Here is a 20,868-nt window from a genome sequence, read left to right as displayed (position 1 = left end):
GAGGTGCGACAAGAATGCATGTTAAAAAAGGCGACAAAGTAATGGTAATCTCAGGTAAAGACAAAGGTAAAACAGGTGTTGTTCTTACTGCTTTTCCTAAGAAAGACCGTGTGTTAGTTGAAGGTGTAAACATCATCAAAAAACATATGAAGCCAAACCAAGCTAATCCGCAAGGAGGAATTGTAAGCCACGAGGCTGCAATCCACGTATCGAATGTTATGTTAATTGACCCTAAAACCGGCGAGCCGACTCGCGTAGGTTCTAAAGTGGAAGATGGCAAAAAAGTTCGTGTTGCGAAAAAATCCGGTGAAATTATTAAATAAGTAAAGAGAAGGGAGGTACACACATGAACCGCCTAAAAGAAAAGTATCTTAAGGAAGTTTCTCCTGCTCTAATGAGCAAATTTGAATATAAATCAGTAATGCAAGTACCTAAAGTTGATAAAATTGTTATCAACATGGGTGTTGGTGATGCTGTTTCTAATACAAAAGCGCTTGACGCAGCTGTTGAGGAATTACAAATTATTTCAGGACAAAAACCTGTAGTTACGAAAGCTAAAAAATCGATCGCTACATTCCGTCTACGTGAAGGTATGCCAATCGGTACAAAAGTCACTCTACGTGGAGAACGTATGTATGACTTCTTGGATAAATTAATCGCTATTTCTCTTCCGCGTGTACGTGACTTCCGTGGTGTTTCTAAAAAAGCATTCGACGGTCGCGGTAACTACACTCTAGGAATCAAAGAGCAATTGATCTTCCCTGAAATCGATTATGATAAAGTTTCGAAAGTACGCGGTATGGACATCGTAATTGTAACAACTGCGAATTCTGACGAAGAAGCTCGCGAGTTATTAACACAATTCGGTATGCCATTCCAAAAGTAAAATAAGGGAGGCGAAAACGTGGCTAAAAAATCAATGATCGTTAAACAACAACGTACGCCAAAGTTCCAAGTGCAAGCATACACACGCTGTGAGCGTTGTGGACGTCCGCACTCTGTATATCGTAAATTCAAGCTTTGCCGTATTTGTTTCCGTGAACTTGCATACAAGGGACAAATTCCTGGCGTTAAAAAAGCAAGCTGGTAATCCCCTATAACTGGGAAGGAGGTAAATGTAATGACAATGTCAGATCCAATTGCAGATATGCTTACACGCATTCGTAATGCTAACATGGTTCGTCACGAGAAATTAGAAGTTCCTGCTTCAAACCTGAAAAAGGAAATCGCGGAGATTTTAAAACGCGAAGGTTTCATCCGTGATGTTGAATATGTAGAAGATAGCAAACAAGGTATCATCCGTATCTTCTTAAAATATGGTCAAAATGACGAGCGCGTTATTACTGGTTTGAAACGTATTTCAAAACCTGGTCTACGCGTTTACGCTAAAACAAACGAAGTACCTAAAGTATTGAACGGTTTAGGAATCGCTTTAGTTTCTACTTCAAATGGTTTATTAACAGATAAAGAAGCTCGCGCTAAACAAGTTGGCGGAGAAATCGTAGCTTACGTTTGGTAATAATCAACAAACGAATGGAGGTGCAACAAAATGTCTCGAGTAGGTAAAAAACCAATAGAGGTTCCTGCAGAAGTTACTGTAACAGTTAGCGCTGAAAACACAGTAGTTGTAAAAGGACCAAAAGGTGAATTAACAAAATCTTTTAACCAAGATATTAAAATTGAGCAAGAAGGTACTGTAATAACTTTAGTACGCCCTTCGGATTCAAAAGAGCACCGTACGATTCATGGTACAACTCGCGCTTTGCTAGCTAACATGATCACGGGTGTTTCTCAAGGATTTGAACGTGCACTTGAATTAGTTGGGGTAGGTTACCGTGCACAATTACAAGGAACTAAACTTGTACTTAATGTAGGGTACTCACATCCAGTTGAGTTCACTCCTGAAGACGGACTAGTAGTTGAAGTTCCTGCAAATACAAAAATTATCATTCGCGGTATTGATAAAGAACGTGTTGGTGCTTTAGCATCTAACATTCGTCAAGTTCGTCCACCAGAGCCGTATAAAGGTAAAGGTATTCGTTATGAAGGCGAAGTTGTACGCCGTAAAGAAGGTAAAACAGGTAAATAATGCTTTTCGCATTAGAAAGGAGTGACCACTGTGATTACGAAACAAGACAAAAATCAAGTTCGTAAGAGACGTCATGTACGTGTTCGTACAAAAATCACGGGTACTACTGAACGTCCTCGTTTAAATGTATTCCGTTCTAATAAACATTTATACGCACAACTGATTGATGATACTCAAGGTGTTACAATCGCAAGTGCATCCACTATGGATAAAGATTTCAATGGAACAGCTGGAAATGTAGAAGCTGCTAAATTGATCGGTGAAACAATCGCAAAACGCGCTACAGAAAAAAACATCAAATCTGTTGTATTTGACCGTGGCGGTTACTTATATCATGGACGTGTTAAAGCGTTAGCTGAAGCTGCACGTGAAAACGGCTTAGAATTTTAAGAAGAAGGAGGGACATATTTCATGCGTGGTATTGACCCAAACAAACTTGAACTTGAAGAACGCGTAGTAACGATCAACCGTGTTGCTAAAGTTGTAAAAGGTGGACGTCGTTTCCGTTTTACTGCATTAGTAGTTGTCGGTGACAAAGATGGACATGTAGGATTTGGTACTGGTAAAGCACAAGAAGTTCCAGATGCTATCCGTAAAGCTGTTGAAGACGCGAAGAAAAACTTAATAGAAGTACCAAGAGTTAAAGGGACTACTCCTCATTTAGTTGTAGGACATTTTGGTGCCGGTTCTATTCTAGTTAAACCTGCAGCGCCTGGTACAGGAGTTATTGCTGGTGGACCAGTTCGTGCAGTACTTGAATTAGCTGGTATTACAGATATTCTTTCTAAATCACTTGGTTCTAATACACCAATTAACATGGTACGTGCTACAGTACAAGGTTTAACTCAGTTAAAACGTGCTGAAGACGTTGCTAAATTGCGTGGTAAATCAGTAGAAGAACTGTTAGGATAAGGGGGGGAAATTACAATGGCAACTAAACTAGAAATTACCCTGACTAGAAGCTTGATTGGTACTAAACCAACTCAACGCAAAACAGTAGAAGCTCTTGGATTACGTAAAATGCATCAAACAGTTGAGCATCAAGACAATGTCGCTATTCGTGGCATGGTTAAAAAAGTAGCTCATCTAGTAACAACTAAAGAAATATAAGTTTTATTTTAAGAATAAGGAGGTGCCACCATATGAAACTTCATGAGTTAAAGCCATCAGAAGGTTCTCGTTCTTCGCGCAAGCGTATCGGACGTGGAATCGGGTCTGGAACTGGTAAAACATCAGGTAAAGGTCATAAAGGTCAAAACGCTCGTTCAGGCGGAGGCGTTCGTCCAGGATTTGAGGGCGGTCAAAACCCGTTATTCCGTCGTTTACCAAAACGTGGATTTACGAACATTAATCGTAAAGAATTCGCAATTGTGAACCTTGACACATTAAATCGTTTCGAAGACGGCACAGAAGTTACGCCTGCTCTATTAATAGAAACAGGTGTTGTGAGCAGTGAGAAATCTGGTATCAAGATTCTAGGTAATGGAACTCTTGGTAAAAAGTTAACTGTAAGAGCTCATAAATTCTCTGCATCAGCAAAAGAAGCAATTGAGAACGCTGGCGGATCAACAGAGGTGGTTTAATGTTTCAGACAATCTCCAACTTTATGCGTGTTAGAGATATAAGAAATAAAATCATTTTTACTTTATTGATGTTAATCGTCTTCCGTATTGGGACATTTGTTCCAGTACCTTACGTTGATGCTGATGTATTAAAACAAACAGACCAAATGGGTTTGATTGGTTTCCTTAATACATTCGGTGGCGGAGCCCTTGCTAACTTTTCTATTTTAGCAATGGGTATCATGCCTTACATCACTGCATCCATCATAGTACAATTACTACAAATGGATGTTGTTCCGAAGTTTACTGAGTGGGCAAAACAAGGGGAAGTCGGAAGACGGAAACTTGCACAATTCACTCGATACTTCACAATTGTGTTAGCTTTTGTTCAAGCAATTGCTATGTCTTACGGTTTTAACCGTATGTATAGTGGTTCTTTAATAAAAGATGACGGTATATTGACATACTTAGTTATTGCACTTGTTTTGACAGCCGGAACTGCATTTTTAATGTGGTTAGGAGAGCAAATTACCGCTAAAGGTGTTGGTAATGGTATATCTATTATTATCTTCGCTGGTATTGCTGCTGCCATTCCAAACGCAGTTAACCAAGTGTATGCGCAACAAATTGAAGGTGCAGGAGATGCACTGTTTATCAATATAGTAATCATCATTCTACTTTTATTGGCGATTATCGCAGTAACAGTTGGAGTAATTTACGTTCAACAAGCGTTGCGTAAAATTCCAATTCAATATGCGAAACGTGTTTCTGGTGCTGCTCAAACAGGCGGTCAACAGACTCACTTACCTTTAAAAGTTAATGCTGCGGGAGTAATCCCGGTAATCTTTGCATCAGCGTTTCTTATGGCGCCTCAGTCAATCGTTTTATTCTTCGGTCAGAATAACACTACCGATGCTATTACGAGAGCATTAGATTATACACAACCTATTGGTATGACAATTTATATTGCTTTGATCATTGCTTTTACTTACTTCTATGCGTTCATTCAAGTGAACCCAGAAAATGTAGCAGACAATTTGAAAAAGCAAGGTGCGTATATTCCTGGGATTCGTCCAGGGATCAATACACAAAACTATTTAACTAGCGTCTTGTATCGTTTAACATTTGTTGGAGCTATATTCTTAGCTATTATTTCAATCATGCCGATGCTATTTGTGAAGTATGCGGATTTACCGCAATCAGCACAAATTGGCGGAACAAGTTTGTTAATCGTAGTTGGGGTTGCACTCGAAACGATGAAACAGCTAGAATCCCAACTAGTTAAACGTCATTATAAAGGCTTTATGAAATAAGGTGGATTTTTAGGGACGTTAATGTTCCTAAAAATCAACTATATAGTCCTGGGGGGGCATTTTCGTATGAATATCGTTTTAATGGGTTTACCTGGTGCCGGAAAAGGTACTCAGGCAGATAAAATTGTTGAGAAGTACGCAATCCCTCATATTTCTACAGGCGATATGTTTCGTGCAGCTATTAAAGATGGTACGGAACTAGGTTTAAAAGCAAAATCGTTTATGGATCAAGGTGCCTTGGTACCTGATGAAGTAACGATTGGTATTGTCCGCGAAAGATTAAGTAAACCAGACTGTGAAAAAGGATTCCTACTTGATGGATTTCCTCGTACAGTTCCACAAGCAGATGCACTAGATGCTTTGCTTTCGGATATCGACAAATCTATTGAGCATGTGCTTAATATTCAAGTAGAACAAGAAGAATTAATCAAACGTCTAACAGGTCGCCGCATTTGTAAAGAATGTGGAACTGCTTATCATTTAGTCTTTAATCCACCTGCTAAAGATGGGGTATGTGACAAAGATGGTGGAGAGCTTTATCAACGTGCTGATGATAATCCGGAAACGGTAACTAACCGTCTGGAAGTAAATATGAAGCAAACACAACCTTTGCTTGATTTTTATGAAGACAAAGGTGTTTTATCTAATATAGATGGACAGCAGGATATTAAACTAGTATTCGCTGATCTTGATGCTCTGTTACAGGGCAACCGCATATAATTGCCCGGTGCCTGTCGCAGACGACTGAATACCCGGGTAGTATGCAATAGAACGAAAATGTTTTTTTCGAGAGCTGCAAAAGCATATTGCGCCCGGTATACGTTCGGAGGAAAAGGAATGCATCAAAAGCGCGGACTCCCTTGTCCACGTGCATTTAAAATACTTACGATGTATAATGGGTTTCGTGGAAGCATCTGTGTAACGAACGGGTACTATGGAACTCATCCAACACATTCGTACGAACATGTTGACATGAGGGAGACGGTCTACTCCGTGGATTGCTATAAGCGAAACCTTACGAGTGTCTTTCGAACATCTCTCATGATTTCCAAACATATGCTTGAACGAATAGTTTCGTTCCTATTGAGGCTATACTAACAGCAAATTACGTTTGAGCATTGATGAGAACCTGATTTGTATATAGAAGGGAGACAGGGTTGATGGCGAAAGATGATGTAATTGAAGTCGAAGGAACAGTTGTTGAGACTTTGCCAAACGCGATGTTTAAGGTAGAATTAGAAAACGGTCATACGATTCTTGCGCATGTATCGGGTAAAATTCGTATGCATTTCATCCGTATTTTACCTGGAGATAAAGTCACAATTGAACTTTCTCCTTACGATTTAACTCGCGGTCGTATTACGTACCGTTTTAAATAATAATCTTTTGCACTCCGGACTACTAAGGAGGTTAGGTTAGATGAAAGTGAGACCATCTGTGAAACCGATCTGCGAAAAATGTAAGGTAATTCGCCGACGCGGTAAAGTAATGGTAATCTGTGAAAATCCTAAACACAAACAAAGACAAGGATAATAAGAAGGAGGTGCACGACACATATGGCACGTATTGCTGGTGTTGACATTCCACGCGACAAACGCGTTGTTATTGCATTAACATACATTTTCGGTATTGGTAAAACGACTTCTCAAAAAGTATTAGCGGGAGCTGGTATTTCTGAAGAAACACGTGTACGTGATCTTACAGAAGACGAACTAAACAAAATCCGTGAACAAATCGGTGTATATAAAGTAGAAGGTGACCTTCGTCGCGAAGTATCACTAAACATTAAACGATTGATGGAAATCGGTTCATTCCGTGGTATCCGTCATCGTAGAGGCTTACCAGTACGCGGACAAAATACGAAGAACAATGCACGTACTCGTAAAGGTCCACGTAAAACAGTAGCTAACAAGAAAAAATAATCGGTAAAGGAGGTTTCTTCTTAACATGGCACGTAAACAACAAACACGTAAGCGTCGTGTGAAAAAGAATATCGAATCCGGTATTGCTCACATTCGCTCAACATTTAACAACACAATTGTGACTATCACAGACATGCAAGGAAATGCACTTTCTTGGTCAAGTGCTGGAGCTCTTGGATTTAGAGGTTCTCGTAAATCTACTCCATTCGCTGCACAAATGGCTGCAGAAGCTGCTGCAAAGACTTCAATGGAACATGGTATTAAAACTTTAGAAGTAACAGTTAAAGGACCAGGAGCTGGTCGTGAAGCGGCAATTCGTGCACTTCAAGCTGCAGGTCTAGAAGTTACAGCAATTAAAGACGTAACACCAGTACCACATAATGGTTGCCGTCCACCAAAACGTCGTCGCGTTTAATAGGTGATACTCAACTTGTTTGAGAACATCATTTATTGTACAGACTGAGGTTGTATTAACAGCAATCAGTTAACGATCGAATTCATGATGGAAAGAACCTATACATTCGATGTTTTGAGGGAGGGTAAATTGGAATGATCGAAATCGAAAAACCAAAGATTGAAAGTGTAGAAATCAGCGAAAATACCAAGTTTGGTAAATTTGTTGTAGAACCGCTTGAACGTGGCTATGGAAATACTTTGGGAAATTCTTTACGACGCATCCTTCTGTCGTCTTTACCAGGAGCTGCAGTTACTTCTATTCAAATTGATGGCGTTTTACACGAGTTTTCAACTATTGAAGGCGTAGTGGAAGATGTAGCATCTATTATTATGAATGTGAAAAAACTAGCTTTAAAAATCTACTCTGACGAGGAAAAAGTCATTGAGATTGATGTTAAAGGTGAGGGAATGATTACTGCCGCTGACATTACACATGACAGTGACGTAGAAATTTTAAACCCGGAACTCTATATTGCTACAATCAGCAAAAATGGTCATTTCCGTATGCGTATGTACGCAGGTCGAGGCCGTGGCTACACTCCTGCTGTTCAAAACAAACGTGAGGATCTTCCTATCGGCGTAATCCCGATCGACTCTATTTATACTCCAGTTTCACGCGTGAATTTCCAAGTGGAAAATACTCGTGTTGGGCAAATGTCCAACTTCGATAAGCTTACACTTGATGTGTGGACAGATGGCAGCACAGGTCCTAAAGAGGCGATTTCTCTTGGAGCGAAAATTTTAACAGAGCACTTAAATATTTTTGTAGGGATGACAGACGAGGCACAAACTGCTGAAATCATGGTCGAAAAAGAAGAAGATCAAAAAGAAAAAGTTTTAGAGATGACTATTGAAGAACTTGATCTTTCTGTTCGTTCTTATAATTGCTTAAAACGCGCTGGTATTAATACAGTACTTGAGCTTGCAAGCAAGTCAGAAGACGATATGATGAAAGTAAGAAACCTTGGACGTAAATCTTTAGAAGAAGTAAGAGCGAAGTTAGATGAGCTTGGTTTAGGATTACGTAAAGAAGACTAAACGGGTTTTGATATAGCAAGACTTGAATTATTCACCAAAGGAGGGAAACATCCATGGGTTACAGAAAACTTGGACGTACAAGTTCTCAACGTAAAGCGATGTTACGTGACTTAACAACGGACCTAATTATTAATGAGCGTATTCAAACTACTGAAGCACGTGCAAAAGAATTACGTTCTGTTGTTGAAAAAATGATCACTTTAGGTAAACGCGGAGATTTACACGCTCGTCGTCAAGCTGCGGCTTACATTCGTCGTGAGGTCGTTACTTCTACTGATGAAGAAGGAAACGAATCAACAATCTATGCTTTACAGAAATTGTTTGATGATGTAGCACCACGCTATGCTGATCGTCAAGGCGGTTACACTCGTATTATGAAAGCTGGACCTCGTCGCGGAGACGGAGCACCAGTAGTAGTAATTGAGTTAGTTTAATTTAATTTTCAGACGTTTATTCGTCTGCCAAATTGAAGAGGGTATTTGGTGGGTTTCTACCGCCCTCTTTTTTTCAAACAGATTTATACGACAATATAAAAGCAGAGTGTTACGATGAGCGGGCTTATGAAATTCTTTGAATTTTAAGAAGTGGCGTCTCGTCTAGCTCTACGCACCTCATTTTCTGGTTGGTCTTGAGCAACCAATCAAGAAATAAGTTATAGAAGAGCGCATTTCTCAAAATGAGGTGCGCGCTTTTTTAATTTATCGTAAAATGTTGTAAACTATTAGCACAGCTGAGTTGAGCAGAGGAGGTAAAGGATGAAACGCGAAATTATTTCTTTACAGGAAGTTACTTTTACATATGCAGAGGAAGATATCGGTATACGCCCAGCTATACAGAGTGTCTCTTATACTATTAATGAAGGTGAATGGGTGGCGATTGTTGGCCATAATGGGTCTGGCAAATCGACATTAGCACGATTAATGAATGGTCTTCTATTTCCTCAGACGGGAACAGTACGAATATTTGGAGAACCATTAAACGAACATAATTTATGGGACACACGCTCTAAAATGGGAATGGTATTTCAAAATCCAGATAACCAGTTTGTAGGAGCAACAGTTCAAGATGATGTTGCATTTGCGTTAGAAAATAACGGCATCCCCTTTGAGGAAATGGTGGAACGAGTACATGCTTCATTAGCAAAAGTGAAAATGAGTGACTTTATGAATAGTGAGCCGCACCATCTCTCTGGTGGACAGAAGCAAAGAGTTGCCATTGCGGGAGCTATCGCGCTTCAACCAAGTATTTTGCTGTTAGACGAGGCAACTTCTATGTTAGATCCTCAGGGGAGAGAAGAGGTACTTCAGACAGTGCACGAGTTAAGGAAAGAAACTGATCTAACAGTAATCTCTATCACACATGATTTAGAAGAAGCACTTCTCGCTGATCGTGTAATTGTTATGAACCAGGGAGAGAAATATGCAACAGGGTCACCACATGAGGTATTTGAAAGAGGGCAGGAGCTAATCGATTTAGGATTGGATCTTCCTTTTGCAATGAATATGTCTAGGCTACTGCGAGCGCAAGGTGTGCAACTTGTAGCAGACCATATGTCAGAAGAAGAGTTGGTGAATGATTTATGGACATCTCACTTCAACAAGTAAGTTATGCGTATGCCAAAGATACACCATTTGAAAAAAGAGCTTTATACGATGTAGATTTACTTATTCCCTCAGGTTCTTATCAAGCTATCATTGGTCATACAGGCTCAGGGAAGTCTACAGTGCTACAGCATTTAAATGCATTGCTGAAGCCTACAGAAGGTGTTATTCGTATCGGTGGCACGGAAGTTGTGGCAGGTAAAAAGAACAAAAAACTAAGAGAAATTAGACAAAAGGTAGGGATAGTCTTTCAATTTCCCGAGCATCAATTATTTGATGAAACAGTTTTAAAGGATATTATGTTTGGACCTATGAACTTTGGGGTGCCAGAAGAGGAAGCAAGACACCGTGCTATTGAATTAGTGAGGTTACTTGGGTTGCCTGAAGAGGTAATGGAAAAGTCACCCTTTGACCTCTCTGGTGGGCAAATGAGAAGAGTTGCTATTGCGGGAGTACTTGCGATGAATCCGGAAGTATTAGTATTAGATGAACCGACAGCTGGGCTTGATCCAAGAGGTCGGAAAGAAATTATGGACCTGTTTTATAAACTCCATATAGAAAAAGGCTTAACGACTATTCTTGTAACGCATAGCATGGAAGATGCGGCAAGATATGCAGATCGAATTGCAATTATGCATAATGGTCGATGTGTGCTGCAAGGAATACCAAAAGAGATATTCTCCGATGAGGATCGTTTAATGGATTATCGTTTAGAATTACCTCAATCTATTAAGTTTCAAAAGAAACTAGAAGAGATGATGAACAAAAAACTGCCAAATCTTTGTTTAACGGAAGAGGCCTTAGCAGAGGAACTTGCACGCCTGTTGAAAAAGGAGCGTGAAATCTAATGCTAGAGAAAATGATATTTGGTCGCTATATTCCGGGAGATTCTTTTATACACCGTTTAGACGCTCGTGCAAAGTTAATATTTGTATTTTTCTTTATTATGGTTGTCTTCATTGCAAATAACTGGATTACCTACGGGATCTTATTGGTGTTTACTTTTCTTATCATTAAACTATCGAAAATTAGACTATATTTTTTGATTAATGGGTTAAAACCGGTCGTTTTTTTAATTATATTTACGTTTTTATTGCATTTGTTTTTCACTCGAGAAGGTCCAATTATATTGGATTGGAAGTTTATCAAAATTTATGAGGAAGGCTTGAAGCAAGGGATATTCATCTCAATTCGCTTTACCGTACTCGTTATTTTAACATCAATTCTCACATTAACTACTACACCTATTTCGATAACAGATGCATTAGAAATCTTGTTGAATCCATTAAAAAAATGGAAATTACCTGTACATGAATTGGCACTTATGATGTCTATTTCGTTAAGATTTATCCCAACTTTAATGGATGAGACGGATAAGATTATGAAAGCACAAATGGCTAGAGGATCTGATATGACAACGGGGAATATGAAGGAAAGAATGAATGCAATTGTACCACTTCTTATCCCGTTGTTTGTTAGTGCTTTTAAGCGAGCAGAAGACTTAGCAACAGCGATGGAAGTAAGAGGGTATAGAGGGGGCGAAGGTCGCACGAGATACCGGAAGCTAGAATGGGCACTCAGAGACACGCTAACCCTCCTTACGCTCGTCGTACTAGCTGTAATACTGGTTTACTTTAGAAACTGATGAGGAGGGGGTAGGATGAGACTTCGAGCGATTATTAGTTATGATGGAAGTCAGTTTTCTGGTTATCAAATTCAACCAGGGAAACGGACTGTTCAATTAGAAATAGAGCGTGTCTTAGAAACGATTCATAAAGGCACAGTTGTGAAAATAGTTGCGAGTGGAAGAACAGATGCTGGTGTTCATGCAACAGGACAAGTTATTCACTTTGATAGTCCACTAACATTTCCGGTAGATCGTTGGAGCACTGCTTTGAATGTTCAACTTCCTAGAGATATTCGTATTTTGTCGATTGAGCAAGTATCGGATGATTTTCATGCCAGATACCATGCTGTTGGAAAAACGTATCGTTATATTTGGTCACTTAGTGAAATACATAGTCCTTTTGAGCGTGATTTTTCCGTCCATGCAGATCGTTACAAACCAGATATTGCATTGATGCAGGAAGCAGCTCAACATTTACTGGGAACCCATGATTTTTCAAGTTTTTGTGCAGCGAAGACGAATGTAAATGACTTTGTGAGAACTATTTACTCTATTAACTTTGAAGTGAAAAAAGAAACTCAACAACTTCAAATGGTCATTAGTGGAAGTGGGTTTTTATATAATATGGTGCGTATAATTGCGGGTACATTATGGGAAGTTGGCATTCAAAAAAAAAGTGTGGAGAGTATTTCCAAGATCCTCTCATCGTGTGACAGAAAGGAAGCAGGGAAAACCGCGCCAGCACACGGTTTATACCTTGAAAAAGTAGCGTATGGTGGATGAAACAACATCACCAGGTGTTTTACGAAAAACGCTTGACTAATTGTTGTTTCCGGGGTATGATGATGTATGGTATTTCTTAACCCCACAATATAAGCCCCGAAACTTATTGGTATGAGGATATAGAAAATTTTAGATCGATTATGATTGAATTAGGAGGACAAAATACATGCGTACAACATTCATGGCTAAGGGTCACGAAGTAGAACGTAAATGGTTAGTAGTAGACGCTGAAGGCCAAACACTTGGTCGTCTCGCTTCAGAAGTTGCAGCTATTTTACGTGGAAAAAACAAACCAACATTCACACCGAATGTTGACACAGGTGATCATGTGATCATTCTTAATGCAGAAAAAATTCATTTAACTGGGAACAAGCTAAATGACAAAATTTACTACCGTCACACTCAATTCTCTGGTGGACTTAAACAACGTACAGCTTTAGAAATGCGTACTAAGTACCCAACAAAAATGCTTGAGCTAGCTATTAAAGGAATGCTTCCTAAAAACTCTTTAGGTCGTCAAACGTTCAGCAAGCTTCATGTATACACTGGAGCAGAACACCCACATGCAGCACAAAAACCAGAAGCATACGAGCTTCGCGGATAATAATTAAGAGGAGGACATTCACTTGGCACAAGTTCAATATATCGGCACTGGTCGCCGTAAAAGTTCAGTAGCACGTGTACGTTTAGTACCGGGCGAAGGAAATATCGTTATCAACAAACGTGACGTAGAAGACTACGTACCATACGAAACTTTACGTGAAATTATTAAACAACCATTAGTAACTACTCAAACTTTAGGTAGCTACGATGTACACGTAAACGTTAACGGTGGTGGATTCACAGGACAAGCAGGAGCAATCCGTCATGGTATTGCACGTGCACTACTTACAGTAGATCCTGATTTCCGTCCAGCATTGAAATCAGCAGGATTCTTAACACGTGATCCACGTATGAAAGAACGTAAAAAACCAGGACTTAAAGGCGCTCGTCGTGCACCTCAGTTCTCAAAACGTTAATCTATCAACAACTAGAGCACTCTCCATTCATTTGGAGGGTGCTATTTTTATGTTCTTTTTATGCTTTTGACCACCGTTTGACCAACTGAATGTTTAATTTCTCCCTTTTGCATATAATCCAGCAACAAACTTGGAGTCTGGCCAGTTTCTTCTTTGGTTATATGCGTGTAAATGTTCATGGTAGTTTCTAATCTAGCGTGACCCAATCGCATCTGTACTTTTTTCATTTTTTCACCTGCTGCAAATAACATAGAAGCATGAGTATGCCGTAAACCATGCACTTTAATTTCTCTCACACTTAGTTTTTTACATAATGCTTCTAGTCGTTCATTTACATAAGCAACTCGCATTGGTCTAAAATCGTCTCGAACAAAAATAAACTTTTCACTTACCTGAATATTATCCGAAAGTCTACGTTTTTTATTCTCTCGAATTAATTGTTTAAGTACATCAACGGTCTCTTGATCTATATCCACTTTACGGCGCCCATTCTCTGTCTTAGGTTTCAAAAGGGTATGTTCTCCCTTTTCGTAATACAAGGTCTTAGACACACTTATTTCATTCCTCATATCATCTAAATCCTTTTCCATCAAGGCACATAGCTCACCTTTTCTTAATCCGCTATAAAGAAGAGTTCGATAGATCGCATATTCCTTTAGAGTGCCATGTTCTTTAACGAGGTCCAGGAACTTATTTACTTCATCTCTTTCCCAAAATCCATCAAAATCTTTGTCATCTTCGTCATCAACAACGACTTTAACCGGAATGACCGTATTTTTAAACGGCGTAGAGGCTATGTAGTCATTCTTAATAGCATAATCGAATATTAGCTTGGCTTGGATTACAAGGTCCTTAAACGAAGTTATATGGCCTGCTGTGTAGTCGATAAACTCTTGGCATTTCTTTTTATTTATTTTACCGATTGGTAATTCACCAAAATGGGGAAGAATCCATTTATTAAACTTTGTGAGTTTTTGTTTCATGGTAGATGGTTTAAGCACACGTTCTTGTTCCTTGAACCATTCCAGGTAAACGTCTCGAAAAAGCTGATTGGATTTTCTCAACGTACTGGCGTTTTTATTTTCTTCCTCTAATTGCTCAGCTGCAAACTTTGCTTCCCTAAGTGATTGGAAGCCTCGACGAGTAGTGCGAAACTTTTCTTTTGTTATAGGATCTTCGAGCACGATTTTAATAAGCCACAATTGACCTTTTTTTGTCTTGTATTTCTGATATGATGCCATAATATTTTCACCACCTTTCAAATATTAAAAGTCGCAAACGTATGTTCTTGTAAAGGGTATTAAAAAAGCTCTTTACATTTCAACATTGCTAGTTCTGTCGGAACGTTATGTAAAGAAGCTATTTCAAAAATACTAAAATGATTACAAACACTCAGCGAATCATCAGATATAAGTAGTTCGGCAGCAAAGATATTAGCTTCAATTTCAATTTTAGCTATTGAAAAGAAAGTATTCTTTCTCATGAATGGAGTATTAGCTCGCGGATGGAGGATCGCATGTCCTAATTCGTGAGCACATACAACAGTCTGCATTTCATCTGATAGATTACTATTTATATAAATAAATTTATTACGTCGATCATATTTAAAAAAGCCATTAATTTCTTCATGCAAATCCCATAAAATAACCATGATATTGAGATTACTTGCTATTTCAAATGGATTTTGAGTGTTATGACTCATAGTTAAACCGTCTGCAATTGATTTGATCCAACACATCAACATCCCTCAAATCACTTTATTCTCTTAGTTGTTAGCTTATTTTATATTCAATTAATTTAAAGAGTGAAGTTCAAAGTTACTGTTAAAAGCTGTCATCTAAATATGCAAAATCACCGATTTGGATAGGTGCAAGACTATGTTTCTCGAAACCACCAGACACTTGATTTAAGTCTACGTTTAATCTAGGTATAATTCCAATAGCTAATGGTGAAGTGAAGGGATCAATAGCAGGTGCATTGTTTGTACAAATACACATCCTAGGATATACATATTCAACTATTAAAGTAGCTTTAGGAATATCTAAAGTCCCAAGAAATTCGTTGGTATCAGGATCATAAACTCTATCCCCTTCTTTAGCTATTACTTCGAAGATGTCCCCTACTTTAACCCCTTTATCCTTACCAACATTTAAAACAATTTCTTTGTCACTAATGATCTTGATTACTTTCGCTTCCATTTATTATTCCTCCTCCTAAATGCGTTGTTGCAGCTTGTTCTAATTCAAGTCTTTTTTCTGCGGGATAACCGAAAGAATAAAGTGCCAGTTGTGAACGTAAAGCAAAGTTATATTGTCTTTCAGTAGTAATTATGTTTTTTAGACCTTCCCGATTATTTTCAAGCTCTTTGATATTCTCTTTTAAAGACTTTATTTCATTGTCATACCTAGTTTCTAGTTTTTCTGTATTTTTTTTATTTTCATCTTTAATTTCTATGATTCTTAATTCTAAATCTTTATTTCTTAAATAGAAAATTCCCCCGAATACTGAAACTCCAACAAAAATGATACCAAAGAGAATATAAAATTGAATGTTCAAAGGGATAGTATCTCGAATGATAAACTTTGAAAATAAGGGTAATGCAGCAACTACAAGTCCACTTATGCCTATTTTAGTTACTTGGTTCAAAAACCTCACCACCTTTTTATATATAGCAATTTTAAGGAATTTCAGTAGAGTGCAGGATATTTACTTATTCTTTAAATTTATTTGGTATATACTTTTTATTTATCCTCTTAGTTTGTCTAAATAAGTGTTCCATTGCCTCTGTTAAAGACTCTTTTGCTTCATCGCTCATTGGCTCACCATCAAAGGCTAGACCATCACTGTTTTCAATCTCTTCTTTAAAGGCTTCCAAGCGTTTTGCTATGTCTCGTTCTTCTTTTTTTACTTGAGAGGACACTTTATTCTCATCGCCAATTAAGTAATTTAATGGTACATCCAAAATGAGAGCAATTTTTTTTATCTTGTCTAAGTCATAAGGAATTACAGCAACTGTTGGGACGTTTAAAAATCCTTCTATCTCGCTTTCTTTCAGATCTAAAATTTCAGTTAATCTGGTTACTGTCATATCTTTATTTTCCATAGTTTGTTTTAATCTAATCGGAAATCTAACATTAAAGGGATCTTCGAAAGTTCCTATATCATTTTCAAACATCATTATTTGTCCACTTTGCTCACCCGTTAAAAGATAATCTGTAGAAACCCCGAAAAAATCAGCAAAATTTAACAAAGTCTCAAAGTCGGGTTGACGAGTGCCTTGTTCATAATTGGCGATTTGTCCTCTTGATAGCCCCGTTCTTTCAGCTAAATCATATTGACTCAATTTCTTCACTTTTCGTAATTTAGCAAGATTCTTCCCAAACATTAATATCACCTCTATGATTACATTATATTGGTAGAAACTAATTGTTTCTATAAAAAAACAAAAAAGAAACAAAAAGTTTCCAAAACAGTTGACAGAAACAATACGTTTCTAGTAATATGAAACCAAAGAAACAAATCGTTTCTAATAAGGCGGGTGATAAGCTTGAAAGATAACCATAAAGAAAGAGTTATATTGTTTAGTCTTCGGGGTGACAAGACTAGAATAGATGTTGCTTCTGATTTAGATATAACTCCCCAAATGCTTGGTTCAATTGAAAGAGGAGATAGAAATCCATCTCTCCATCTAGCAAAAAAAATTGCTGATTATTATGAAACAACTGTCGATGAAATTTTTTTTAATCAAGTAAGACACATACCGTGTCTTAAAGTAGGGTTTGGAAAGGATGATATTTAGTGAATACACCATTGCTGCAAGAATTAAATGAACAGTACTTGATTCAAAAATTCGAATTACTAATCAAACAAGCCTATCAGCAAGGAGTATCAGACGGGAAGTCAGAACTTGCCTATCCTCCTGTACTTACAAAGGAACATTTAGTTGAGATTCTTCAAGTAAAGAAACCCACTGTAGACAAAATAATCAAAGACTATTCGTTTCCACGTTTAAAAACGATTCAAGCACGTTATCCACGTGATGCTGTGTTCGCTTGGATAGAAAGCAACACTTCGGTACTGGACAAGTACCTGTCTTAATTATAAGGATATTCCTTAGAGTTGACGGTCTTATCCAAGTTAACTTTATAGAGATATGTGAACTAAATTGAATAGAAAGGGTGGTAAATGTGACGAGGTCGTGTGTGGGGGAAATGGTTAAGGAACTAAGAGGAGAGGAGACCCAGGTATCTTTTGGATTAGATTTAAGTTTAACTCGTGAAACTGTATCGAAGTATGAAAACGGACGTACTAAAGTCCCGTCAGATATCGCTAGAGCTTTAGTAGATAAATATGATGATCCAAAATTTGCAATAACAGTTAGGAATGAATACACAGGTACAGGACCTAGATGGTTAGATGGACCAAACGTAGACTTACATCGTTCCAGCGTTAAAGAGAAGACTCTCGAAGAGTTAAAAGAAGCGCTAGAGAAATTGGAAAACTTTTGTTTCTCAAAACCATTAACAAAACTACAACCTTTCGAAAAACAGTCGTTAGAGATAGTTCTGGACGAATTGGTCGAGGCACAAACAGCTCTAGATCATATGGTTGCAGTGGTTTGTCAAGAAGCTGAAATAAGCTATACAGGTGTCTGGGACAAACATTATGCATCGTTGATAAGTGCAGGATATATTGGCATAAAAAAAGCTGACTAACTCGGACAAGTTAATCAGCAAAGGTCTATCTCCTACTTTAAATTATGACAGAGCGTATGGCTCTCGTCAAGAAGTTCATAAGGTCCTCCTCTCTTGTGAACTTCTTGATGTGATTCAACATCAGAAACGAGGTACAAAGATTATGGCGAGAGTCATTGAAAAGGGAAAGGTATACGGCGGTCGTTATTTTACTTCGTTAGCTTGTATGGCTCTTGAAGATGCACATGATATGGATGACTTCATTCTCATTAAAAACTTGAAAACTGGTAAAGAGTCTCATATATATGCTCACCAGTTGGAGTTAATGCAAGAGGACTACGCACGTGAGTATACCCAATCAGAAATGATTTGGAAATACCCTAACTGGAATGAGATAGTTCAAAGCCATGTGACACAGCATATTTTTACATTTGGCGGAGGACATCCAAATTGGAACAGGTATGTAGTCATTGAATCAGAATCTGCAGAACTTGCGAGGCAGAGAATGTTTGATTGTTTCGGCAATGAATGGTCCATGCAATACACAGAAAAGGAATTTGCAAAAGCGAAGTCAGAAGGATTCTTTCTAAACTTAGACCCACTGCCAACTATAAAGGTGGTGAAACGACATGTTTAACAGTCCGGAAGGCGTATTCATATTCTTATTTTCCATCGTTGCCGTAGCCTCTGCAACAATGCTTTGGAATAGTCCAGAAGACAATAAAAAAACTGAACAACTCAGCAAAGTTGATCAGCAGTAGTACAAAAAATATCTATCTTTATTATGACTTATACTGTCGATCTCGTCAAGAAATCCTTAAAAACGAATAGATTATCTCAAAACAGAGGAGGTGTTTGTCCTGTATGAGATTGAATTTTTAACGAAAACAGGGGATATATTTTCTACGCTACACACGGCATTTGTTACGGCAATAAGTGTTTCTGAATGTCATGTTATTGCAGAAGAAATAAAAGAAAAACTACGTGTACCAGCAAATACTCTTGTGTATACAGAAGTAAAAGAAATGGAAAATTGAAAGGGTGGGTAACGGGTGGCAAGTCAATATGACGAGGTTAGACGTGTATTAGCGCAGTTAAGCGGACATGATCGTATCGTTACGATTCCAAAATTGTACATCGAAATGACAGGCGATTTAGCAGAATCAGTTTTATTAAATCAGATTGTTTTTTATTCGGACAAGTCTAAAAGGAACGATGGATATTTTTATAAAACTTACGAAGATTGGTCCAAAGAAGTTTGTTTAACCGAAAGGCAAGTTCGTTATTCTGCCAAGAAATTAATAGAAAAAGGTCTCATCGAAACGAAGGTATTAAAAGCAAATGGAAGTCCAACGGTTCACTACAAGCTGTGTTTTGACAATCTTGTCAGTTGGATAGTGACAAATTGTAAGGATGGAAACTTACAAAGTGTAACTAACGATACTGACAATTTGTCGGAATCTTTAACAGAGATTACTACAGAGATTACTACAGATCATAAAGAGATATTGTCGGACAAGCCCGACGACATTCCTTATTCGAAAATAATCGAGTATCTAAACATCAAAGCAAATACAAATTTTAAAGCGAGTTCGCAGGCAACACAATCCAAGATTAAAGCCCGCTGGAATGAAGGACATCGCCTAGACGTCTTTCTTCATGTCATTGATGTAAAAGTAAGTGAGTGGTTAGATAGTCAAAAATGGAATCAGTACTTACGTCCATCTACTCTATTCGGCACAAATTTTGAAAACTATCGAAACCAAAAGAAAGTGGTGAACAAGAATGCAGCAAATCAGCAACGTGGTGAAGAGTTTAGAAGACAGAATGATTTACCGTTCTGAAAAATGCTCAGTGCATGATGTTCAATTGGTTGAATTTGAAGGTGTTGCACAATGTCCCCGATGTTTTGCAGATAACGAAAGTAGACTGTTAGAAAACAAGATGAATAGTCAACTTCAAGGTTCAAAGAGCCTAGTACTTGAGCAAAAAAGTCTGTTATCTGATCGCACGTTACTAAATGCATCACTTAAAAATTACACTGCTGACGCAAATTCAGAGGCAAACATAAATAAACAGATTTCTCTAGAATGTGTGAACCGAATAAAGAAGGGTCAAATATTCAATATTATCTTTCAAGGAAAAGCGGGAACTGGGAAAAGTCACTTGTCTTATGCAATTTTAAGAGAGTTAAACTCGGTGAAATTTGAAAGCATTGGAGACAAGGAACCAGTGCAAAAATCATGTGCATTTATCAGTTTTGAGTTAATGCTTCGTAGAGTAAGAGAATCGTATAAAAACCCCGATTTAGTTTTGAATGAATTCTATTTTCTGAAATTGATAGAAACGGTCGACTTCTTGGTTATAGATGATTTAGGCGCTGAGTCAGGAGCAACAGATACAGAAAAGGCTGCCACTGATTTTGTTCATAAATTTTTATATGCATTGTCTTCTAGTAGACAAGATAAGGTGACGATCTACACAACAAACCTTTCTAGTATTACTTTAAATAAACTGTATGATGAAAAATTACTATCACGTTGCTTTAAAAAACCTAAATTCATAGTCTTTGAAAAAACAAAGGACCACCGAATAGGGGATATCCCATTTTAGAAAGGAGCGTTCAAATGCAAGAAACACTTGATCGTGAGGGTGTCATTGAATCATTGGTATTTATGAGTGGAAAGTTTAGACCTTATTTCGAGGGAATGACGGATGAGCGCTTATTGGAAGAATACGACCACTACACGAAACCTTAAAGGAG

The 20,868-nt window shown here is 38.0% G+C and carries 37 protein-coding genes; 32 read left to right on the top strand and 5 right to left on the bottom strand.

The annotated features are described in order from the left end of the window. Positions 1-14: 14 nt before the first annotated feature. The 23 genes from rplX to rpsI all read left to right on the top strand — a co-directional run bounded on the left by rplX (position 15) and on the right by rpsI (position 13,410). Positions 15-323, top strand: coding sequence for a 50S ribosomal protein L24 (rplX, locus tag MKX39_RS18575; protein ID WP_090567845.1), 309 nt, complete (start codon positions 15-17; stop codon positions 321-323). 23 nt (positions 324-346) lie between these two features. Next, positions 347-886 (top strand): 50S ribosomal protein L5, encoded by a 540-nt coding sequence (gene rplE / locus MKX39_RS18570; protein ID WP_093537853.1) that lies wholly within the window; start codon positions 347-349, stop codon positions 884-886. Positions 887-904: 18 nt separating this feature from the next. Further along, complete coding sequence (locus tag MKX39_RS18565; RefSeq protein ID WP_093537852.1) at positions 905-1,090, top strand: type Z 30S ribosomal protein S14; 186 nt, start codon at positions 905-907, stop codon at positions 1,088-1,090. Between the two features lie 30 nt (positions 1,091-1,120). Further along, positions 1,121-1,519 (top strand): 30S ribosomal protein S8, encoded by a 399-nt coding sequence (gene rpsH, locus MKX39_RS18560; RefSeq protein ID WP_090567854.1) that lies wholly within the window; start codon positions 1,121-1,123, stop codon positions 1,517-1,519. A gap of 30 nt (positions 1,520-1,549) precedes the next feature. Beyond that, positions 1,550-2,089, top strand: a complete 540-nt coding sequence (rplF, locus tag MKX39_RS18555) for a 50S ribosomal protein L6 (RefSeq protein WP_093537851.1) — start codon at positions 1,550-1,552, stop codon at positions 2,087-2,089. A 30-nt stretch (positions 2,090-2,119) separates the two neighbouring features. Then, on the top strand, positions 2,120-2,479 hold the full coding sequence (gene rplR, locus MKX39_RS18550; RefSeq protein WP_093537850.1) for a 50S ribosomal protein L18: 360 nt from the start codon (positions 2,120-2,122) through the stop codon (positions 2,477-2,479). Between the two features lie 21 nt (positions 2,480-2,500). After that, the gene (rpsE, locus tag MKX39_RS18545) at positions 2,501-3,001 is read left to right on the top strand and encodes a 30S ribosomal protein S5 (protein WP_093537849.1); all 501 of its coding nucleotides are present in this window, start codon (positions 2,501-2,503) and stop codon (positions 2,999-3,001) included. 15 nt (positions 3,002-3,016) lie between these two features. Further along, positions 3,017-3,199, top strand: a complete 183-nt coding sequence (rpmD, locus tag MKX39_RS18540; protein WP_093537848.1) for a 50S ribosomal protein L30 — start codon at positions 3,017-3,019, stop codon at positions 3,197-3,199. A gap of 32 nt (positions 3,200-3,231) precedes the next feature. Beyond that, positions 3,232-3,672, top strand: coding sequence for a 50S ribosomal protein L15 (rplO, locus tag MKX39_RS18535; protein ID WP_093537847.1), 441 nt, complete (start codon positions 3,232-3,234; stop codon positions 3,670-3,672). Next, positions 3,672-4,964 carry a preprotein translocase subunit SecY gene (gene secY / locus MKX39_RS18530; protein ID WP_093537846.1) on the top strand — a complete coding sequence of 431 codons (1,293 nt, stop codon included), beginning with the start codon at positions 3,672-3,674 and terminating at the stop codon, positions 4,962-4,964. The genes rplO and secY overlap by 1 nt, the downstream gene beginning before the upstream one ends. Positions 4,965-5,030: 66 nt before the next feature. Beyond that, positions 5,031-5,684 carry an adenylate kinase gene (locus MKX39_RS18525; RefSeq protein WP_093537845.1) on the top strand — a complete coding sequence of 218 codons (654 nt, stop codon included), beginning with the start codon at positions 5,031-5,033 and terminating at the stop codon, positions 5,682-5,684. A gap of 440 nt (positions 5,685-6,124) precedes the next feature. Continuing rightward, positions 6,125-6,343 carry a translation initiation factor IF-1 gene (gene infA, locus MKX39_RS18520; RefSeq protein WP_016429904.1) on the top strand — a complete coding sequence of 73 codons (219 nt, stop codon included), beginning with the start codon at positions 6,125-6,127 and terminating at the stop codon, positions 6,341-6,343. Positions 6,344-6,383: 40 nt separating this feature from the next. After that, positions 6,384-6,497, top strand: coding sequence for a 50S ribosomal protein L36 (gene rpmJ / locus MKX39_RS18515; protein WP_003247619.1), 114 nt, complete (start codon positions 6,384-6,386; stop codon positions 6,495-6,497). A gap of 23 nt (positions 6,498-6,520) precedes the next feature. After that, on the top strand, positions 6,521-6,886 hold the full coding sequence (rpsM, locus tag MKX39_RS18510; RefSeq protein WP_093537844.1) for a 30S ribosomal protein S13: 366 nt from the start codon (positions 6,521-6,523) through the stop codon (positions 6,884-6,886). A gap of 25 nt (positions 6,887-6,911) precedes the next feature. Beyond that, positions 6,912-7,301 (top strand): 30S ribosomal protein S11, encoded by a 390-nt coding sequence (gene rpsK / locus MKX39_RS18505; protein ID WP_093537843.1) that lies wholly within the window; start codon positions 6,912-6,914, stop codon positions 7,299-7,301. A 134-nt stretch (positions 7,302-7,435) separates the two neighbouring features. Next, on the top strand, positions 7,436-8,380 hold the full coding sequence (locus MKX39_RS18500) for a DNA-directed RNA polymerase subunit alpha (protein ID WP_093537842.1): 945 nt from the start codon (positions 7,436-7,438) through the stop codon (positions 8,378-8,380). A 53-nt stretch (positions 8,381-8,433) separates the two neighbouring features. Then, positions 8,434-8,814, top strand: a complete 381-nt coding sequence (gene rplQ, locus MKX39_RS18495; protein ID WP_093537841.1) for a 50S ribosomal protein L17 — start codon at positions 8,434-8,436, stop codon at positions 8,812-8,814. Positions 8,815-9,135: 321 nt separating this feature from the next. After that, a complete protein-coding gene (locus tag MKX39_RS18490) occupies positions 9,136-9,984 on the top strand; it encodes an energy-coupling factor ABC transporter ATP-binding protein (protein WP_340771087.1) in 849 nt (282 codons plus the stop codon). Further along, complete coding sequence (locus MKX39_RS18485) at positions 9,960-10,829, top strand: energy-coupling factor ABC transporter ATP-binding protein (protein ID WP_340771085.1); 870 nt, start codon at positions 9,960-9,962, stop codon at positions 10,827-10,829. The genes MKX39_RS18490 and MKX39_RS18485 overlap by 25 nt, the downstream gene beginning before the upstream one ends. Beyond that, entirely contained in the window at positions 10,829-11,626 is a 798-nt protein-coding gene (locus MKX39_RS18480; RefSeq protein WP_340764019.1) for an energy-coupling factor transporter transmembrane component T family protein, read from the top strand. The genes MKX39_RS18485 and MKX39_RS18480 overlap by 1 nt, the downstream gene beginning before the upstream one ends. A 15-nt stretch (positions 11,627-11,641) precedes the next feature. Beyond that, complete coding sequence (truA, locus tag MKX39_RS18475) at positions 11,642-12,391, top strand: tRNA pseudouridine(38-40) synthase TruA (protein ID WP_093537837.1); 750 nt, start codon at positions 11,642-11,644, stop codon at positions 12,389-12,391. 166 nt (positions 12,392-12,557) lie between these two features. Next, a complete protein-coding gene (gene rplM / locus MKX39_RS18470) occupies positions 12,558-12,995 on the top strand; it encodes a 50S ribosomal protein L13 (RefSeq protein ID WP_093537836.1) in 438 nt (145 codons plus the stop codon). Between the two features lie 22 nt (positions 12,996-13,017). After that, positions 13,018-13,410 carry a 30S ribosomal protein S9 gene (gene rpsI / locus MKX39_RS18465; RefSeq protein WP_093537835.1) on the top strand — a complete coding sequence of 131 codons (393 nt, stop codon included), beginning with the start codon at positions 13,018-13,020 and terminating at the stop codon, positions 13,408-13,410. Positions 13,411-13,457: 47 nt separating this feature from the next. Here rpsI and MKX39_RS18460 read toward each other — a convergent pair whose 3' ends face one another. From MKX39_RS18460 to MKX39_RS18440, 5 genes are all read right to left on the bottom strand, one after another. After that, positions 13,458-14,651, bottom strand: coding sequence for a tyrosine-type recombinase/integrase (locus MKX39_RS18460; protein ID WP_340771084.1), 1,194 nt, complete (start codon positions 14,649-14,651; stop codon positions 13,458-13,460). Between the two features lie 59 nt (positions 14,652-14,710). Beyond that, positions 14,711-15,148 (bottom strand): ImmA/IrrE family metallo-endopeptidase, encoded by a 438-nt coding sequence (locus MKX39_RS18455; RefSeq protein ID WP_340771080.1) that lies wholly within the window; start codon positions 15,146-15,148, stop codon positions 14,711-14,713. Positions 15,149-15,233: 85 nt separating this feature from the next. Then, complete coding sequence (locus tag MKX39_RS18450; protein ID WP_340771079.1) at positions 15,234-15,608, bottom strand: hypothetical protein; 375 nt, start codon at positions 15,606-15,608, stop codon at positions 15,234-15,236. Beyond that, a complete protein-coding gene (locus tag MKX39_RS18445) occupies positions 15,580-16,056 on the bottom strand; it encodes a hypothetical protein (RefSeq protein ID WP_340771077.1) in 477 nt (158 codons plus the stop codon). Before MKX39_RS18445 ends, MKX39_RS18450 begins: the two co-directional genes overlap by 29 nt. Before the next feature lie 64 nt (positions 16,057-16,120). After that, positions 16,121-16,795 carry a helix-turn-helix domain-containing protein gene (locus MKX39_RS18440; RefSeq protein ID WP_340771075.1) on the bottom strand — a complete coding sequence of 225 codons (675 nt, stop codon included), beginning with the start codon at positions 16,793-16,795 and terminating at the stop codon, positions 16,121-16,123. Positions 16,796-16,987: 192 nt separating this feature from the next. Here MKX39_RS18440 and MKX39_RS18435 point away from each other — a divergent pair, with 192 nt between their 5' ends. From MKX39_RS18435 to MKX39_RS18395, 9 genes are all read left to right on the top strand, one after another. Then, entirely contained in the window at positions 16,988-17,209 is a 222-nt protein-coding gene (locus tag MKX39_RS18435; RefSeq protein ID WP_340771518.1) for a helix-turn-helix transcriptional regulator, read from the top strand. Next, positions 17,209-17,508, top strand: coding sequence for a hypothetical protein (locus MKX39_RS18430; RefSeq protein WP_340771073.1), 300 nt, complete (start codon positions 17,209-17,211; stop codon positions 17,506-17,508). Before MKX39_RS18435 ends, MKX39_RS18430 begins: the two co-directional genes overlap by 1 nt. Before the next feature lie 113 nt (positions 17,509-17,621). Continuing rightward, positions 17,622-18,125: a helix-turn-helix domain-containing protein gene (locus tag MKX39_RS18425; RefSeq protein ID WP_340771072.1), complete on the top strand. Its 504-nt coding sequence runs from the start codon at positions 17,622-17,624 to the stop codon at positions 18,123-18,125. 142 nt (positions 18,126-18,267) lie between these two features. Beyond that, positions 18,268-18,741 (top strand): hypothetical protein, encoded by a 474-nt coding sequence (locus MKX39_RS18420; protein ID WP_340771070.1) that lies wholly within the window; start codon positions 18,268-18,270, stop codon positions 18,739-18,741. Next, on the top strand, positions 18,734-18,865 hold the full coding sequence (locus tag MKX39_RS18415; RefSeq protein ID WP_340771068.1) for a hypothetical protein: 132 nt from the start codon (positions 18,734-18,736) through the stop codon (positions 18,863-18,865). Before MKX39_RS18420 ends, MKX39_RS18415 begins: the two co-directional genes overlap by 8 nt. A gap of 90 nt (positions 18,866-18,955) precedes the next feature. Then, positions 18,956-19,141, top strand: coding sequence for a hypothetical protein (locus MKX39_RS18410; protein WP_340771066.1), 186 nt, complete (start codon positions 18,956-18,958; stop codon positions 19,139-19,141). Between the two features lie 15 nt (positions 19,142-19,156). Next, positions 19,157-19,948, top strand: coding sequence for a conserved phage C-terminal domain-containing protein (locus MKX39_RS18405; protein ID WP_340771064.1), 792 nt, complete (start codon positions 19,157-19,159; stop codon positions 19,946-19,948). Continuing rightward, on the top strand, positions 19,890-20,717 hold the full coding sequence (locus MKX39_RS18400; protein WP_340771062.1) for a hypothetical protein: 828 nt from the start codon (positions 19,890-19,892) through the stop codon (positions 20,715-20,717). The genes MKX39_RS18405 and MKX39_RS18400 overlap by 59 nt, the downstream gene beginning before the upstream one ends. 14 nt (positions 20,718-20,731) lie before the next feature. Next, positions 20,732-20,863, top strand: coding sequence for a hypothetical protein (locus MKX39_RS18395; RefSeq protein WP_340771060.1), 132 nt, complete (start codon positions 20,732-20,734; stop codon positions 20,861-20,863). Positions 20,864-20,868: the final 5 nt, after the last annotated feature.

The organism is Psychrobacillus sp. FSL K6-1464 (assembly GCF_038003145.1).
Classification (GTDB): domain Bacteria; phylum Bacillota; class Bacilli; order Bacillales_A; family Planococcaceae; genus Psychrobacillus; species Psychrobacillus psychrotolerans.
The sequence above is the reverse complement of the archived record's forward strand: the minus strand, read 5'-3'. Positions and strand labels throughout refer to the sequence as shown.

Excerpts from the sequence above, each read along its gene's own strand:
- rplX (WP_090567845.1), top strand. The coding sequence starts at position 15 with ATGCATGTTAAAAAAGGCGACAAAGTAATGGTAATCTCAGGTAAAGAC.
- rplE (WP_093537853.1), top strand. The coding sequence starts at position 347 with ATGAACCGCCTAAAAGAAAAGTATCTTAAGGAAGTTTCTCCTGCTCTA.
- rpsH (WP_090567854.1), top strand. The coding sequence starts at position 1,121 with ATGACAATGTCAGATCCAATTGCAGATATGCTTACACGCATTCGTAAT.
- rplF (WP_093537851.1), top strand. The coding sequence starts at position 1,550 with ATGTCTCGAGTAGGTAAAAAACCAATAGAGGTTCCTGCAGAAGTTACT.
- rpsE (WP_093537849.1), top strand. The coding sequence starts at position 2,501 with ATGCGTGGTATTGACCCAAACAAACTTGAACTTGAAGAACGCGTAGTA.
- rpmD (WP_093537848.1), top strand. The coding sequence starts at position 3,017 with ATGGCAACTAAACTAGAAATTACCCTGACTAGAAGCTTGATTGGTACT.
- rplO (WP_093537847.1), top strand. The coding sequence starts at position 3,232 with ATGAAACTTCATGAGTTAAAGCCATCAGAAGGTTCTCGTTCTTCGCGC.
- secY (WP_093537846.1), top strand. The coding sequence starts at position 3,672 with ATGTTTCAGACAATCTCCAACTTTATGCGTGTTAGAGATATAAGAAAT.
- MKX39_RS18525 (WP_093537845.1), top strand. The coding sequence starts at position 5,031 with ATGAATATCGTTTTAATGGGTTTACCTGGTGCCGGAAAAGGTACTCAG.
- infA (WP_016429904.1), top strand. The coding sequence starts at position 6,125 with ATGGCGAAAGATGATGTAATTGAAGTCGAAGGAACAGTTGTTGAGACT.
- rpmJ (WP_003247619.1), top strand. The coding sequence starts at position 6,384 with ATGAAAGTGAGACCATCTGTGAAACCGATCTGCGAAAAATGTAAGGTA.
- rpsM (WP_093537844.1), top strand. The coding sequence starts at position 6,521 with ATGGCACGTATTGCTGGTGTTGACATTCCACGCGACAAACGCGTTGTT.
- rpsK (WP_093537843.1), top strand. The coding sequence starts at position 6,912 with ATGGCACGTAAACAACAAACACGTAAGCGTCGTGTGAAAAAGAATATC.
- MKX39_RS18500 (WP_093537842.1), top strand. The coding sequence starts at position 7,436 with ATGATCGAAATCGAAAAACCAAAGATTGAAAGTGTAGAAATCAGCGAA.
- rplQ (WP_093537841.1), top strand. The coding sequence starts at position 8,434 with ATGGGTTACAGAAAACTTGGACGTACAAGTTCTCAACGTAAAGCGATG.
- MKX39_RS18490 (WP_340771087.1), top strand. The coding sequence starts at position 9,136 with ATGAAACGCGAAATTATTTCTTTACAGGAAGTTACTTTTACATATGCA.
- MKX39_RS18485 (WP_340771085.1), top strand. The coding sequence starts at position 9,960 with ATGGACATCTCACTTCAACAAGTAAGTTATGCGTATGCCAAAGATACA.
- MKX39_RS18480 (WP_340764019.1), top strand. The coding sequence starts at position 10,829 with ATGCTAGAGAAAATGATATTTGGTCGCTATATTCCGGGAGATTCTTTT.
- truA (WP_093537837.1), top strand. The coding sequence starts at position 11,642 with ATGAGACTTCGAGCGATTATTAGTTATGATGGAAGTCAGTTTTCTGGT.
- rplM (WP_093537836.1), top strand. The coding sequence starts at position 12,558 with ATGCGTACAACATTCATGGCTAAGGGTCACGAAGTAGAACGTAAATGG.
- MKX39_RS18460 (WP_340771084.1), bottom strand. The coding sequence starts at position 14,651 with ATGGCATCATATCAGAAATACAAGACAAAAAAAGGTCAATTGTGGCTT.
- MKX39_RS18455 (WP_340771080.1), bottom strand. The coding sequence starts at position 15,148 with ATGTGTTGGATCAAATCAATTGCAGACGGTTTAACTATGAGTCATAAC.
- MKX39_RS18450 (WP_340771079.1), bottom strand. The coding sequence starts at position 15,608 with ATGGAAGCGAAAGTAATCAAGATCATTAGTGACAAAGAAATTGTTTTA.
- MKX39_RS18440 (WP_340771075.1), bottom strand. The coding sequence starts at position 16,795 with ATGTTTGGGAAGAATCTTGCTAAATTACGAAAAGTGAAGAAATTGAGT.
- MKX39_RS18425 (WP_340771072.1), top strand. The coding sequence starts at position 17,622 with ATGGTTAAGGAACTAAGAGGAGAGGAGACCCAGGTATCTTTTGGATTA.
- MKX39_RS18420 (WP_340771070.1), top strand. The coding sequence starts at position 18,268 with ATGGCGAGAGTCATTGAAAAGGGAAAGGTATACGGCGGTCGTTATTTT.
- MKX39_RS18415 (WP_340771068.1), top strand. The coding sequence starts at position 18,734 with ATGTTTAACAGTCCGGAAGGCGTATTCATATTCTTATTTTCCATCGTT.
- MKX39_RS18400 (WP_340771062.1), top strand. The coding sequence starts at position 19,890 with ATGCAGCAAATCAGCAACGTGGTGAAGAGTTTAGAAGACAGAATGATT.
- MKX39_RS18395 (WP_340771060.1), top strand. The coding sequence starts at position 20,732 with ATGCAAGAAACACTTGATCGTGAGGGTGTCATTGAATCATTGGTATTT.